General features: G+C 62.1%; 12 protein-coding genes. 4 read left to right on the top strand and 8 right to left on the bottom strand.

Annotated elements, in window-relative coordinates:
- Positions 1-394: 394 nt before the first annotated feature.
- Both msrB and sfsA read right to left on the bottom strand, forming a co-directional pair.
- Positions 395-895 carry a peptide-methionine (R)-S-oxide reductase MsrB gene (gene msrB / locus VFG26_RS08665; protein ID WP_325024315.1) on the bottom strand — a complete coding sequence of 167 codons (501 nt, stop codon included), beginning with the start codon at positions 893-895 and terminating at the stop codon, positions 395-397.
- Positions 896-996: 101 nt separating this feature from the next.
- Entirely contained in the window at positions 997-1,719 is a 723-nt protein-coding gene (gene sfsA, locus VFG26_RS08660; RefSeq protein ID WP_325024543.1) for a DNA/RNA nuclease SfsA, read from the bottom strand.
- Positions 1,720-1,822: 103 nt separating this feature from the next.
- Between sfsA and VFG26_RS08655 the strand changes: the two genes are divergently transcribed.
- The gene (locus tag VFG26_RS08655) at positions 1,823-2,566 is read left to right on the top strand and encodes a competence/damage-inducible protein A (protein ID WP_414653271.1); all 744 of its coding nucleotides are present in this window, start codon (positions 1,823-1,825) and stop codon (positions 2,564-2,566) included.
- 37 nt (positions 2,567-2,603) lie between these two features.
- Here VFG26_RS08655 and VFG26_RS08650 read toward each other — a convergent pair whose 3' ends face one another.
- Both VFG26_RS08650 and VFG26_RS08645 read right to left on the bottom strand, forming a co-directional pair.
- Positions 2,604-3,218 (bottom strand): hypothetical protein, encoded by a 615-nt coding sequence (locus VFG26_RS08650; protein ID WP_325024311.1) that lies wholly within the window; start codon positions 3,216-3,218, stop codon positions 2,604-2,606.
- 278 nt (positions 3,219-3,496) lie between these two features.
- On the bottom strand, positions 3,497-4,405 hold the full coding sequence (locus VFG26_RS08645) for a hypothetical protein (RefSeq protein WP_325024309.1): 909 nt from the start codon (positions 4,403-4,405) through the stop codon (positions 3,497-3,499).
- Positions 4,406-4,691: 286 nt separating this feature from the next.
- On the opposite strand from VFG26_RS08645, the gene VFG26_RS08640 reads away from it, so the two are divergent.
- Entirely contained in the window at positions 4,692-4,940 is a 249-nt protein-coding gene (locus tag VFG26_RS08640) for a hypothetical protein (protein ID WP_325024307.1), read from the top strand.
- A 499-nt stretch (positions 4,941-5,439) separates the two neighbouring features.
- Here VFG26_RS08640 and arr read toward each other — a convergent pair whose 3' ends face one another.
- On the bottom strand, positions 5,440-5,868 hold the full coding sequence (arr, locus tag VFG26_RS08635) for an NAD(+)--rifampin ADP-ribosyltransferase (protein ID WP_325024305.1): 429 nt from the start codon (positions 5,866-5,868) through the stop codon (positions 5,440-5,442).
- Positions 5,869-5,989: 121 nt separating this feature from the next.
- Entirely contained in the window at positions 5,990-9,742 is a 3,753-nt protein-coding gene (locus VFG26_RS08630; protein WP_325024303.1) for a vitamin B12-dependent ribonucleotide reductase, read from the bottom strand.
- A 680-nt stretch (positions 9,743-10,422) separates the two neighbouring features.
- On the opposite strand from VFG26_RS08630, the gene VFG26_RS08625 reads away from it, so the two are divergent.
- Both VFG26_RS08625 and VFG26_RS08620 read left to right on the top strand, forming a co-directional pair.
- Complete coding sequence (locus VFG26_RS08625) at positions 10,423-10,821, top strand: NADH:ubiquinone oxidoreductase subunit NDUFA12 (RefSeq protein WP_325024301.1); 399 nt, start codon at positions 10,423-10,425, stop codon at positions 10,819-10,821.
- 176 nt (positions 10,822-10,997) lie between these two features.
- Positions 10,998-11,546, top strand: coding sequence for a DUF2155 domain-containing protein (locus tag VFG26_RS08620; protein WP_325024299.1), 549 nt, complete (start codon positions 10,998-11,000; stop codon positions 11,544-11,546).
- Between the two features lie 162 nt (positions 11,547-11,708).
- On the opposite strand, the gene hemB is transcribed toward VFG26_RS08620, so the two are convergent.
- Entirely contained in the window at positions 11,709-12,767 is a 1,059-nt protein-coding gene (gene hemB, locus VFG26_RS08615; RefSeq protein WP_414653270.1) for a porphobilinogen synthase, read from the bottom strand.
- Between the two features lie 167 nt (positions 12,768-12,934).
- Positions 12,935-13,801 (bottom strand): extensin family protein (locus tag VFG26_RS08610; RefSeq protein ID WP_325024297.1); only part of this gene is annotated, 867 nt, incomplete at its 5' end.

Genomic DNA, 13,801 nt, shown 5'->3' with positions numbered 1-13,801 from the left:
TTTGGCCCATAATGGCACATGCAACGCGAGTGGAGGTTGCCGACGCGTTGGGCTGTCAGACCTACATCTTTAATATTTTAGATCCGGGGCGGATTTATGCTCACATCCGGCCAAATACCGGCCGCGCCACGGAGATCGGCGGTAAGTATTTCAAATCGTCGGGGTTTTCAAACGCACACAGCCGCGCTGCGTCGGTAACACTCAGTCCAGGGATGAATTTGTTGGCCTTTGGCGCCATGGATCTTTGTTCATCCCGGCCGAAGCCCCAGTCGGGAAGGACCCCAGGCCCGTCCCAGTGACGTCCTCGGCTTTATGCCGAGGGTCAATCGCGCCAAATGCAAAAGCCGCCGCGAGATTTCGCGACGGCTTTGAAAGCTGTGTGGGCCTTAAGCGTTCAGCCCGAGAGCTTCGGCTCGAATTTGAGCGCCACGCCGTTCATGCAGTACCGCAGTCCGGTAGGCTTGGGGCCATCGTCGAAGACGTGGCCGAGATGCCCGCCGCAGCGGCGGCAATGAACTTCCGTCCGCCGCATGAAGTAGCTGTTGTCGGCTTCGGTGGCGACCGCGTTGTCGAGCGGCTTCCAGAAGCTCGGCCACCCGGTGCCGCTGTGAAACTTGGTGTCGGAGGAAAAGAGCGCCAACTGGCAGCCTGCGCAAAGATACGTGCCCGCGGCGTCATTCTGGTCGAGAGGCGAAGTGCCGGCGCGCTCCGTGCCGTGCTTGCGCAGAACATTGTACTGCTCCGGCGTCAGCTCTTTCTTCCACTCGTCGTCGGATTTCGTAATCTCGAAGTCTTCTGCGGACGCCTCAGAAGCAAATCCCGAGATGGCCTTCAGTGTGGCGAAGCCCCCGGCCAGGGCGAGGCCCAGCCTTGAAAAATCGCGCCGTGAATACATGGCTCGTCACCTTGGTTCGTTTCCTTAACCGGCGCCCTAACGCCGTCTTGCCGGAGAGTACGTTGCCTCTCTCTTGTTCGTTTCAGCCGTTGTCCGGCTTTCTAGGTAAGATCTGCAATCTCGAGCCGCTTGTCGACCCTGATCTCCGTGGGGCTCAAATGACAGCGATAGCAGAGCATTTCAACGCCTGATGCGGCTGCGGTTTGAAATGCCGCCGCGTAGGCGGGGTCGATATCGGCCGCGAGCGAGAATTTTTCCGCGTCGCTGCGCTGCACAAGAAAAACCATCACGGCGCGATGGCCCTCATCAACCATACTGGAAAGCTCGCGCAGGTGCTTCGCGCCTCGCTCGGTCTTGCTGTCGGGAAATTCAGCCTCGCCCGCGCTGCGCATCAGATGCACGTTTTTGACCTCGACGTAGCAGTTGCGGTCTTCCCGCCCGCCCGACAGCAGAACGTCGATCCTGCTGTTGATGCCGTATTTCACCTCACGCTTGAGGTTCACATAGCCGGCGAGTTCCGGAATGCGCCCGTCCAGGATGGCTTCTGTCACGAGCGCGTTCGGCCGGCCCGAATTGATGCCGACGAGGTGCGGCCCTTGGCCGAGATCGGCCTCGATCATTTCCCACGTATGGCGATATTTGCGGGCCGGGCTGTCGCTCTCTGAAAGCCACACGCGCGAGCCGGGCGCGGTCAAGCCCAGCATGGAGCCGGTATTGGGACAGCTCGCTGTTATCGACGAGCCGTCGGCAAGCGTGACGTCGGCAAGGAAGCGCTTGTAGCGTTGAACGAGAATGCCGGGGACGAGAGGATGAGAAAATTTCATGCGCACGCCATATCGGCCAAGCGGACCGGCGAGCAAGTGTTTTCGTGCCGCGAGTTCCAATGCTAAGACGAGCGCGAGATTGCAGGAATAAGCGAGCGGCACCTTGGCTGAAGAACGGATCGTGACGGCGGCTTTGCTCGTCATCGGCGACGAAATTCTCTCCGGACGAACGCACGACCGCAACATCGGCGCGGTCGCGGAGCATCTGACCGGCATCGGCATCAAGCTTTGCGAAGTTCGCGTCGTGCCCGATGACGAAGCGGAAATCGTCTCCGCGGTGGATGCTCTGCGCCGGCGCTACGATTATCTCTTCACGACGGGCGGCATCGGCCCGACGCACGACGACATCACTGCCGACAGCATGGCCAAAGCCTTCGGCGTGCCGATCGATGTCGATGCGAGAGCCGAGAAAATTCTGAGCGACTATTACGCGGGGAGGGGCCTTGAGATGACGCCCGCACGCCTGCGCATGGCCCGCATTCCTGCAGGCGCGGACCTGATCGAAAACGCACTGTCGGGCGCGCCGGGCTTTCGGATCGGCAATGTTTTCGTGATGGCGGGAGTGCCGTCCGTCGCGCAATCGATGCTGCAGAAGGTGACGCCTGAGCTGAAGACGGGGCCCAAGCTCCTGTCAGTGTCGATCCCGGTCAACCGTCCGGAAAGCGAGATCGCCGATACGTTTGCTGCCCATCAGCAGCTTTATCCTGACGTGCAGATGGGGAGCTATCCGTTGCTGCGCGACGGCCGTCCGGCGGCCGATCTGGTCCTGCGCAGCCCCGATCGCGAGCGCTTGGCCGAGGCGGCCGAAACGCTCATGACGGCGCTCGGCCTACCAACGCCGGCATAGTGCCGGCTGCCGCAAATTGACGAACGAAGCCTGAGGATCAGTTCAGACGCGCGTGCTCGCCGTCTTCGAAGTCCGCAGCCAAAGCGTTTGATGTCGCCGGCGCGTCGCCGCCGAAAAGATCGTACTGCATATCGAGCGCATCGAGGAATGCGGCTGCCATATCGAGCAGCGGCCCGAGCGCGATGCGCTTGGCAACGAGGAAGTTGTCGTCGATCGTCAAGTCCGAAGGCACCCGCACGGCCGGCGCGTCGGGCGCGATGAGGCCCCGGCTGCGGATGTAGGCGACGATGCCGTCGGCGGTGTCGAAATCCGTGACGCGCGCGTCCCCGCTTTCCTCGACCGCATCGAGCAGAATGGCCGTGCCGGAAACGAAGAGCTTGGCAATCGCGCGGAAGCGGTCGTCGCATTCGGCAAGCGAGCTTGCATGCGTTCGCGCTTTTAAAATGCGGGCAACGAGCATGAGTTCGAGACTGCGAACTTCTTCGGCAACTGCGCGTTGTTGCACGATGAAGTCGGTCGGCTCGCACGGCGTCTCTGCCAGGGCGCGCCAGTCACCGCCGCGCGCCATCAGATCCTCGCCCGCCGCGAGCGTCGCATCGAGATGATCGGCGAGCATGTAGACCGACAAAGGCGCCCGCACTTGCTGTGCCATCTCTAACTCCGAATCCAGAAAGAATTTCTCTGGCCGGAAATTGCCCTGATTCGTCAGGCGCGAACCAGCCTCGTGCGAATCATTCCGGGGAGAACGGGGAGAGGTGAGGATAAGGTGTGGAGTCCACGCGCGGGCTTATCACTGGCACAAGAAAAACCCCCGGAAAACCGCGGGTTTCTGCACGTTCTGGAGCGAATCGGGGTTGTGCAAAAGCGGCGCTAAAGGGCTCTTCCGTCGAAGAAATACCCGTGTTCACGCTGTGGCACGGGAGGCGATATTCACAACTCCGTCACTGAGAGGACCCGAAAGCGCCGTGTGCGAACCCCTACAACTCGTGTTTGCACCGGCATCGAAGCAAGGAGAGTAGCTGCATCGAGCTTCCGGCCGATTCGCCGGACCGGGGACTTTTCCGGTGCGGACCGAGGGCTAAGCACCTTCAATCCCCGCGGCGCCTGCTTCTCAGATGGCTTACGCAGCGCCTTCGCAATCGTGACGACCTTGCGGCTGCGCGTCTCCTTCAGCCGGATATCGAGCCGCGGCGCGACTTCGCCCAGCTTCCACGCACGAAGTGTGAGAGCCGGCTGAACCAGCTTGCGCCGGGCCAAGGGAGCATCCCTCACGGCAGGCTCTGATGGTGGTGCCGGTGAGGGCGGAGCTTCAGTTTCAACAGGTGCAGCATAATGAGCGGCAGGCGCTGGTGCCGGCACGTTCGCTGGCGCGCTGGGCGGCGCGTCGGCCTGGCGAACGCCGGCGACCGGCGTGCGGAACGGCGGTGAAGAAACAGCAAGTGGCGCGGGCGGTGCGCTGGGCTTTGGCGGCAGCGTCGCCGCAATGCTCGGCTTCAGCGCCGGGCGTAGGGGAGGAGCAACGCCGGCGGCGACCGTGGCCGTCGTTTCAACGGCAACCGGCACGGGGTCATGACGGGCAGGCTCTGGGGGCGGCACGATCTCGGGTATGCTGGGCAGCGCGGCGGCGGGGCGCACGCTGGCGACTGGCGTCCGGAAGGGCGGTGAAGAAACAGCAAGCGGGGCGGGCGTTTCCGGAGGCGGCGCATAGACGGCGCTCGGCACTGCTATTGCAGACGACTGCCGGGCCTCAGAGCGCCGGAGCAACCAGGACCCGAAGCGATAGACGACGCCGGTACCGGCAACGAACAGCAGGGCCCACGCGAGAACTTCCGGCGGCAAGGAAACCTCCAACAGCTACGCAACCGCTTCAACGTCTCTAAAAGCCAAGCGTGCGTCAACTATCCGCCAAGAAATTATTCGCGCAGAGATGGATTGGCCTGCCGTGGCGAGAGTGCATCCCCACCATCATCCCGGCGGCCGAGCATCGCCGGAAAACATGGCTGCTATCCGCACCGCAAATTTCCTGCTGAGCAATGGAATTTATATTTGTTCGCTCGCGCGGAACTCGTTCGTAGCATTGGCCAGCAGCTCAGAAGCAGCTGTGCCAGCTCGGAGAGACGAAACAATGAAAGTCGCGGGATTGATTTTGCTTGGAGCCTTCGCTTTGGGCATGAGCGCATCGGCGCAAGCGGCGACATCGGCGCCGCGGTTGCACGCTCCGGGCGCGGCCACGGCTGTCGCCCACACGGTGAAGCACGTGAAGAAGAAGAAGTATCATCGTCATGCGCATGCGCACCACGCGCACAAACACAGCGCGGCGCATCACCATCACGGCCATAAGCATCCGCATAAGGTCAAGAAGGCGAAGCACTAACGCCGAACGCGTTCCGGGGGGATTTTGGAACGCGTTTTGAGCCGCCGCCAAGGGCTGTTTCCGTTCGCGTTCGGAAAGTGCCCTTGGCGGCTTTTGTTTTTTTGGGGGGGCGGCTTTTCTGCCGCTAGCTCCGGGATCCTCGACAACAGGCAAGGTGTTCGGCGCGTGCAGTTCGCGCAGAGCGTTCCGCATCATTCGTTGTGTTGAAGCTTGTCGTGGATGCCGGCCTCCGCCGGCATGACGATGATGGGAGAGCCAGCGCATCCCAACCAGTGTCATCCTCGGCTTCATGCCGAGGATCCATCGTCCAACACACTCCGGCGATCGCTGATAAATAGATCCTCGGGCCAAGCCCGAGGATGACAATTGTGTTTTCTGACTGAGGCGCAAAAACAAACAAGGCGCCACTTGCGAGGCGCCTTGAAGGAGTCCGGTCGTCTGCGACGAGGCCAACGCTGGATCCCCGAACGCGCATCGCAGCGCTCACTTCGGCCAAGGATCAGTCAATCGCCTCGATCCCTTGCGCCTTCAGCCGTTCGAGATGTTCTTTCATTTCCCTTAGCCGCTCGGCGGAGTGACTCTGCCACTCAGTGATTTCGCCAGTAACCCGCAGGGGCTCTCGCGAGCGGTAGGATTGGGTGGGATTACCCGGGAATTTCTTGTCCGTCAGATTGGGGTCATCCTCGATCGGACCGGTAGGCTCCACCACGTAGATGCGCTCGCGTCCGTCGCCCGCAGCCAGCTCGGCGCCCCAAATGGCAGCATCCAAGGTGCCTGTCAGATAAACCCACGACGATTGCTTTCGCGCTCCAAAATTCGAGCGGCGTCCGGCTACGATGAGGTCCCCCGGTTTCAGGTCAGCACGCGTCCCATGATAGAAACGGCGGGGCATCGTATTGCTAGAAGAGGCTATTCGCTCGTCACTCATCCCTTGTTGTCCCTCCCAAATGGAATGAAGGCCGCAGCATGGCTGCGGCCTCCATTATTCGAGGAATAAGGCAAGTCGCGGAAGGGCGCAGACGAGTGTTTCCGTCCCCTCGCGGTGATCCTCAAGAACACCCGCTCGTGCTTCCGCACGTGTCGCACTTCAGGCAGGTGCCGTTACGGACCATCGTGAAGTTGTGGCACTCGCTGCAAGAGACGCCTTCGTACCCGCGCAATTTCGCTTCCGAGACGCGCTGCTTGAAGAGTTCCGACTTCGTCAGCGTTGGCGACGAGGCGGCCACATCGTGCACCTCTTCGCTGACCGAAAGCGCGTTCGCCCCGTGCGTCAGCGTCTGCTCCACATAGCGCGAGCTGACATCGTAGGCTTGCGTGCTCTGCACCGCGGCCGCACCGAGCGATGACGCCTTCGGCGACGCGTTGCTGCTCGCAAGGCGAACGATCGGATTGCCGCGAACGAGACCCTTCGACACGTTCTTCAGAACGGCTTCCGGCAGATCGAGCGCCAGTTGCTCGTCCGTCGTGTCCTCGCTCGAACCCAGACCCGTCTCGCCGATGATTTCGCGCGGATCGACGTGGGCCAGATCGTGGCGGCCGAGGTACGACACCGCGAGTTCGCGGAAGATGTAGTCGAGGATCGACGTCGCGTTCTTGATCGTCTCGTTGCCCTGCACGAGGCCAGCCGGTTCAAAGCGCGTGAAGGTGAAGGCCTCCACGTACTCTTCGAGCGGCACGCCGTACTGCAGGCCGAGCGAGATGGCGATGGCGAAGTTGTTCATCAACGAGCGGAAGGCGGCGCCTTCCTTATGCATGTCGATGAAGATCTCGCCGAGTCGGCCGTCATCGTATTCACCGGTTCTGAGGTACACCTTGTGGCCGCCGACGGAAGCCTTCTGCGTGTAGCCCTTGCGCCGGCCCGGAAGCTTCGCGCGATCCTGCGCTGCCGCTTCCTCTTTGACGTAGACGATGCGCTCGACGATTTTCTCGACGATCTTTTCCGTCACCGCTGCCGTACGCGCTGCCATCGGCTGAGACATCAGCGCGTCGGCGGCGTCTTCCGCTTCGTCCACATCGTCGCCCAGCACCTGGCTGTTCAAGGGCTGCGAAAGTTTCGAGCCGTCGCGGTAGAGCGCGTTGGCTTTGAGCGCCAGCTTCCACGACAGCATGTAGGACTGCTTGCAATCCTCCACTGTCGCGTCGTTGGGCATGTTGATCGTCTTCGAGATGGCGCCCGAGATGAACGGCTGCGACGCCGCCATCATGCGGATGTGGCTCTCGACCGACAGATAACGCTTGCCCTTCTTGCCGCACGGATTGGCGCAATCGAAAACCGGCAGATGCTCAGGCTTCAGATGCGGCGCGCCTTCGAGCGTCATCGCTCCGCAGACGTGCTCGTTGGCGGCGTCCACGTCCTTCTTGGAGAAACCAAGATGCGCGAAGAGGTCGAACGAGGGATCGTTGAGCTTGTCGGCGGGAACGCCAAGCGTCTGCGTCAGGAACGCATCGCCGAGCGTCCAGCGATTGAACACGAACTTGATGTCGAACGCCGTGCCGAGGCCCTTTTCGACCTTGGCCAGCACGTCATCAGTGAAACCGCGTGCCTTCAGCGTCTGCGTGTTGATGGCAGGCGCCTGGGCGAGCGAGCCGTGACCAACGGCGTAGGCTTCGATCTCGGCGATCTCGCTCTCGCGATAGCCGAGTGCGCGCAGCGCTTCCGGCACCGACTGGTTGATGATCTTGAAGTAGCCGCCGCCGGCGAGCTTCTTGAACTTCACGAGGGCGAAGTCGGGCTCGATGCCGGTCGTGTCGCAGTCCATCACGAGACCGATCGTGCCGGTCGGCGCGACGACGGTCGCCTGCGCGTTGCGATAACCGAACTCCTGGCCGAGTTCGAGCGCATCATCCCAGGCGCGCTTTGCGGCTTCGCCAAGACGCTTGTCCTTTAGCGACGCGTGATCGAGCGGAACGGGCGCGGTTGCGAGCTTCTCGTAGAACTCCGATTCGCCGTGCGCAGCGCGGCGGTGGTTGCGCATGACGCGCAGCATGTCTTGAGCGTTCGGCTCATACCCCGCGAACGGCCCGAGTTCAGCCGACATCTCCGCGCTCGTCGCATAGGCGACGCCCGTCATGATGGCGGAAATCGCGCCGCAGATCGCGCGGCCTTCAGCCGAGTCGTAGGGAATGCCCGACGACATCAGCAAACCGCCGATGTTGGCGAAGCCGAGACCAAGGGTCCGATAGCGATAAGAAAGCTCGGCAATCTGGCGCGACGGGAACTGCGCCATCAAAACCGAGATTTCGAGCACGATCGTCCACAGCCGGCAGCCGTGCTCGTAGGCTTCGATGTCGAACGACTTATCTTCGCGGCGGAAGCGCAGAAGGTTGAGCGAGGCGAGGTTGCACGCCGTATCGTCGAGGAACATGTATTCCGAGCACGGATTCGACGCGCGGATCGGTCCCGACTGCGGGCACGTGTGCCAGTCGTTGATGGTCGTGTGGAACTGAATGCCGGGGTCGGCCGAAGCCCACGCAGCAAAGCCGATCTGCTCCCAGAGATCCTGGGCGCGGATGGTCTTCGTCACCTTGTCGTTGAGACGGGCGCGGAGGTTCCAGTCCTTGTCTTCGACAACGGCGTTCAGGAACTCATCGGTGACGCGAACCGAGTTGTTTGAGTTCTGGCCCGCGACCGTCAGATAGGCTTCGCTATCCCAGTCGGTGTCGTAGGTGTCGAACGAGATCTCCTTATAACCCTGCTTGGCGAACTGAATGACGCGCAGAATGTAGTTCTGCGGAACGCCGTCGCGCTTGGCTTCGCGGATCGCGATCTTGAGCTTGGGGTTCTTCGTCGGCTCGAAGCAGGCGTCGCCCTCGGCTTCGCAGTTGACGCAAGCCTTCATGACGGCCTTGAGCCGCTTCTGGCAGATCTTGGAGCCGGTGACGAGAGCGGCAACCTTCTGCTCCTCGCGCACCTTCCAGGTGATGTATTCCTCGATATCGGGATGATCGACGTCGACGACGACCATCTTGGCGGCGCGGCGCGTGGTGCCGCCCGACTTGATGGCGCCCGCCGCACGGTCGCCGATCTTGAGGAAGCTCATCAGGCCCGACGAGCGGCCGCCACCCGACAGCTTTTCATTGGCGCCGCGGAGCGAGGAGAAGTTCGAGCCCGTGCCCGAGCCGTACTTGAAGAGTCGGGCTTCGCGGACCCACAGGTCCATGATGCCGCCTTCGTTGACGAGATCGTCGGCAACGGACTGGATGAAGCAGGCGTGCGGCTGCGGGTGCTCGTACGCGGACGTCGAGTTGACGAGTTCGCCGGTCTCATGATCGACGTACATGTGACCCTGGCCGGGGCCGTCGATGCCGTAGGCCCAGTGCAGGCCGGTGTTGAACCACTGCGGCGAGTTCGGAGCGGCCATCTGCATGGCGAGCATGTAGCGAAGCTCGTCGAAGAACGCCTGCGCATCCTCTTCCGTGGTGAAGTAGCCGCCTTTCCATCCCCAATAGGTCCACGTACCGGCGAGGCGGTCGAACACCTGGCGCGCATCCGTTTCGCCGCCGAAGCGCTCGTTCTCGGGAAGCTCGGCAAGCGCTGCGTCATCGGGAGCGGAGCGCCAGAGCCAGGAGGGAACCTGCGTTTCTTCGCAACGGCGGAGCGCCCGGGCGACACCGGCCTTGCGGAAGTACTTCTGCGCCAGGATGTCTGCCGCGACCTGAGAGAAGTGCTCAGGCACATCGAAGCCGTCGAGTTTGAAGACGATGGAGCCGTCGGGGTTCTTGATTTCGGACGTCGCACGCCGGAACGGGATCGAGGCATAAGGTGAGAGTCCGGCTTCAGTGAAACGCCGTGTAATCTTCATATGTAGTGCCCCCGGATTTCGCGGCATAACGGATGTTCACCCGCTTGCCGTATGGAATGATTGCCGCGCGCTGGACCCTGTCTTCCCGCGCTTGGATTTTTGAACGCATTACGAACGCACACGGCAGACCGAATTCAGAGCGCACGTCTCCGCACCAGCGACGACGGTCCACGACCGCGTTCCGCTGACGTTCTGCCGACCAAACGGATGTCTGATGGCGACGAGTGCTCTGGCGCTACTCTCTGAACTCGACTGGGTATGACACATGGAGCCGGTTGGGCTCCAGTTGGCGAGAACCGCGATCCACACTTCTCCCTTCGGACCCGTCGCACGTTCGCCTTACAGGTCTCAAACTAGGACGATTCGAGCCGAAGGTGAAGCGTTCTGGGATATATATTGGGGTAGCAGCGGCAACAACGCACTACATCTAGTGGTGTTAGCAACTTCCAGCGGGTTGACGCGATTTACGCCAGAACGCCTATGTTTCACCGTGATAAAATCGGTTCGGGCATGTGGATGAGCGTGAATGGAAGCGATTTGCTCAGCCTACGTTCAAGAGATTAGTGCGATTCCGCATCGTGTCTGTTGCGCTGCTGCACCGCCTCTCGATCGTCTGGACATTTGGCCCGCAGAGCAGCTAAGTCGAAGCACGGCGGCGGCGAGAAAAGGACCCTAAAGACATGAGCTTACTCAGCGAGATCTTCAGCTGGTGGGGCGGCAATACCTGGGGAACGAGATTGTTCACCTGGCGCAAGGGCAAGCTCGTCGGCCAGGACCAGTTCGGAAATCGCTACTTTGTGCAAAAGAGCGGCGTGGGCCCCCTCGGCGTCCCGGCGCGCTGGGTCATTTATCCGAAGCTCTCCGAGGCGAGCCAGGTGCCGGCCGATTGGCACGGCTGGCTGCATTATACGGTCGACACGCCCCCCACCGAGGAGCGCTACCATCCGCGCCCCTGGCAGAAGCCGCATCAGATGAACATGACGGGAACGGCGCAGGCCTACCGCCCCAAAGGCTCGATCCTGGGCAAAGGCGAGCGCGCCAAGTCTTCGAGCGATTATAAGGCCTGGAAGCCCAACTGATCGGGCAATCGAAAAATCGCCTCCATTGCGGCCCAATCGATAGTCCTACTGGGCGAGCGCCCCTCTGACCGAGCGCGCTGCCCGGATTTACGATCCGATGCCCCTGACTGGATTTTGAATTGATAAAGCCGTTCCTTCTGAATTTGGCGCCGGCCACAGGGCCCCTCCGGCGCAGAATGGCCCCTCGGCCGCTGTCGCTTGTGCTTGCCGTGACCGCAATGGGAGCTGCGGCCGCGCCCGCCTATGCCGATCGCATCGAAAATCAAGTCGCCGTGTTCTCCGCGCTCGATAAAGTTACCGCCCACATTCAGAAGTTCGAGGTGGAGATCGGCAAAACCTCGACCTTCGGAGCTCTGAAGATCACGCCGCGCGTCTGCAATTCGCGGCCGCCGACGGAAGAGCCCAAGACAACAACGTTCGTCGAGATCGACGAAACGCAGCTCGATGGCTCGGAAAAACGCATTTTCACGGGCTGGATGTTTGCGGAAAGCCCCGGCATCTACGGCCTTGAGCATCCCACCTACGATGTGTGGCTGACCGAGTGCGGCAAGCCGATCCGGACCATCGCCGAACAGCCAGCACCTGGCACCGCAGTGGCCCTGCCAGCCGGAGGCGCCAGCGAGGCGCCGCCTGACGATGCTTACCGGCCAGCGACGGACGGGGGCTATCAAGACAACGGAGACGCGGCTTACGAGCAGGAATTCCGCCGCCGCGTTCGCCGCTAGGGCTTTCGTCATCCTTGGACGAGCGCGGTAAAGCCGCGTCGAAGTCCGGGGATAGAGCGTAAAGGCTGTCGAAGAGACTGAATATCGCGCCTCCCGCGAGTCTAACGGTGGCTTCCCGATCGGCCTCGCGTCGCTCGTCCGCTCGAGAATGACGAAACGCGCTTACTCAGCGAGCAGCCGTGCAGCCTTGGGCGCGAAATAGGTGAGAACGCCGGCAGCGCCTGCGCGTTTGAACGCAAGCAGGCTTTCGAGAATCGTCTTGTTCTCATCGAGCCAGCCGCGCTCGAAAGCACCAGCCAGCATCGCGTACTCGCCCGACACCTGATAGGCGAACGTCGGCACGCCGAAGGTGTCGGACACGCGCCGCACGATGTCGAGATAGGGCATGCCGGGCTTCACCATCACCATGTCCGCGCCCTCTTCGAGATCGATCGCGGTCTCGCGCAGCGCTTCCTCGCTGTTGGCGGGGTTCATCTGATAGGTGCGCTTGTCGCCCTTTAATAGCCCCGACGAACCCACCGCTTCGCGGAACGGCCCGTAGAAGGCGCTCGCGTACTTCGCCGCGTACGACATGATCTGCGTGTTCTTGAAGCCGCCGCTTTCAAGCGCGCTGCGAATGACCCCGATGCGCCCGTCCATCATATCGGAAGGCGCCAGGACATCAGCGCCCGCTTCCGCTTGCACGAGCGCCTGCTTCACGAGCGCCGAGTTGGTTTCGTCGTTTGCGATCTCTTCGCCGATGAGCAAGCCGTCGTGCCCGTGGCTCGTATAGGGATCGAGGGCCACATCGAGGATCACGCCGAGATCAAGCTTCGCGGCTTTGATCGCGCGTGTCGCGCGGCACACGAGATTGTCGGGGTTGAAGGCTTCGGCGCCGTCCTCGCTGCGCTTGGCAGGATCGGTGAAGGGGAAGAGGGCGATGGCCGGAATGCCGAGATCAACGGCCTCTTTCGCAGCCTCCACGATGAGATCGACACTCAAGCGTTCAACGCCGGGCATCGACGCAACAGGCGTGCGCTGGGCCTCGCCATCGACGACGAACAGCGGCCAGATCAGATCGCTTGCCGACAACTGGTTCTCGGTAACGAGCCGCCGGGACCAGTTGGCCTTGCGGTTGCGGCGCATGCGAATGGCGGGAAAGCCGCCCGAAAGGATTTCGGGATTACCGCCGCCACGGCCGTTTTCAGCCATGCGGACGGGCGTGCGCGTACGAGAGGACATTCGAAAAATTCCTGGGCAGAGGTGGCGATGTCTACTGCCGCGCGTGTCTCGCCGGCATCAATTCGCGCCGACAATGGACACGAGCCGCGCCGGGCGCAAGCCGCTCGACGCAGGGCAGGGATGCCACGAGCTTCATAAACGAAATGTATCCGATCGCCGGTCCGCGGCTAATCGCAAATTTTGGTAAACTTCCGTTCAGCCATATCGAGATGGAAGTGGTTGAGGTGAGCCTCATTGGCTTCCGGCCCGAGCGTCGTTCCGAAAATTCTGCAAGCCGACTTGTGCGCTTCCCGCAGGAAGGTCCGCTCTGCGGGCCCAACAGGCTGAGGCGGTGGTGCCGCAGCAGCCTTGAGTTCGGCAGCACGCTTTTTGGCAGGTTTCAGGACAGGGCCACCCAACTTGGTTTGGGCATTCGATGCGGGCGCGGAGACGAGTTCGGCGGTGGCCGCGTCCGGCACCCCTTCGATGATGGTGGAGCGCGCGAGTTCGGCCGCGGCTGCTCCCGTCGTCGAAGGCAGGGCGAGCGGCAGCACGGCGGGCATCGGATTGGCCGCCAAGCCCGCTTCTGCAAGTTTGGCAGCGGCAGCATCGGCGGCGCGCTTCTCCGCCTCCTGTTCGGCGATGATCACGCGCTGCGGCTTGCCCCAGTCATCCAGCACATCCGCAGTCTTCTTCGAAGAGGTGACGAAGCCGCCGATGTCGAGCGCATTCGCCAAACCATGTTCGCTGAGCCTCGCCTTCTTGCGGCCGTACGCATTGCGGCACGAGTAGGAACTCATCGTCTCGATCTTGACGATCTCCGACTTCAAATGCTTGCGCGCGAGCGGCTGCACATCGCGCTCCATCCAACCGGCAAGCGCTTCGGCAAGATCGCACGTCACGACGGCCGGTGGCGATAGCGTGACACGCGGGTTCTCCCCGATGCTGATGAGTTCGATGGGGGCAGGGGCGCCGCATGCGCCATCCTTGATCGGCTCATGCGGCAGCACGATCGCCTGGATGCGCTGCAGAACGACGGCACAATGCGCGCGGGC

Source organism: Hyphomicrobium sp. (genome assembly GCF_035687085.1).
Classification (GTDB): domain Bacteria; phylum Pseudomonadota; class Alphaproteobacteria; order Rhizobiales; family Hyphomicrobiaceae; genus Hyphomicrobium_B.
The sequence above is the reverse complement of the archived record's forward strand: the minus strand, read 5'-3'. Positions and strand labels throughout refer to the sequence as shown.

What these genes read in the sequence shown, in the direction of transcription:
- sfsA (WP_325024543.1), bottom strand. Translation starts at nt 1,719, where the DNA reads ATGAAATTTTCTCATCCTCTCGTCCCCGGCATTCTCGTTCAACGCTAC.
- hemB (WP_414653270.1), bottom strand. Translation starts at nt 12,767, where the DNA reads ATGTCCTCTCGTACGCGCACGCCCGTCCGCATGGCTGAAAACGGCCGT.
- msrB (WP_325024315.1), bottom strand. Translation starts at nt 895, where the DNA reads ATGTATTCACGGCGCGATTTTTCAAGGCTGGGCCTCGCCCTGGCCGGG.
- VFG26_RS08650 (WP_325024311.1), bottom strand. Translation starts at nt 3,218, where the DNA reads ATGGCACAGCAAGTGCGGGCGCCTTTGTCGGTCTACATGCTCGCCGAT.
- arr (WP_325024305.1), bottom strand. Translation starts at nt 5,868, where the DNA reads ATGAGTGACGAGCGAATAGCCTCTTCTAGCAATACGATGCCCCGCCGT.
- VFG26_RS08630 (WP_325024303.1), bottom strand. Translation starts at nt 9,742, where the DNA reads ATGAAGATTACACGGCGTTTCACTGAAGCCGGACTCTCACCTTATGCC.
- VFG26_RS08620 (WP_325024299.1), top strand. Translation starts at nt 10,998, where the DNA reads ATGGCCCCTCGGCCGCTGTCGCTTGTGCTTGCCGTGACCGCAATGGGA.
- VFG26_RS08640 (WP_325024307.1), top strand. Translation starts at nt 4,692, where the DNA reads ATGAAAGTCGCGGGATTGATTTTGCTTGGAGCCTTCGCTTTGGGCATG.
- VFG26_RS08625 (WP_325024301.1), top strand. Translation starts at nt 10,423, where the DNA reads ATGAGCTTACTCAGCGAGATCTTCAGCTGGTGGGGCGGCAATACCTGG.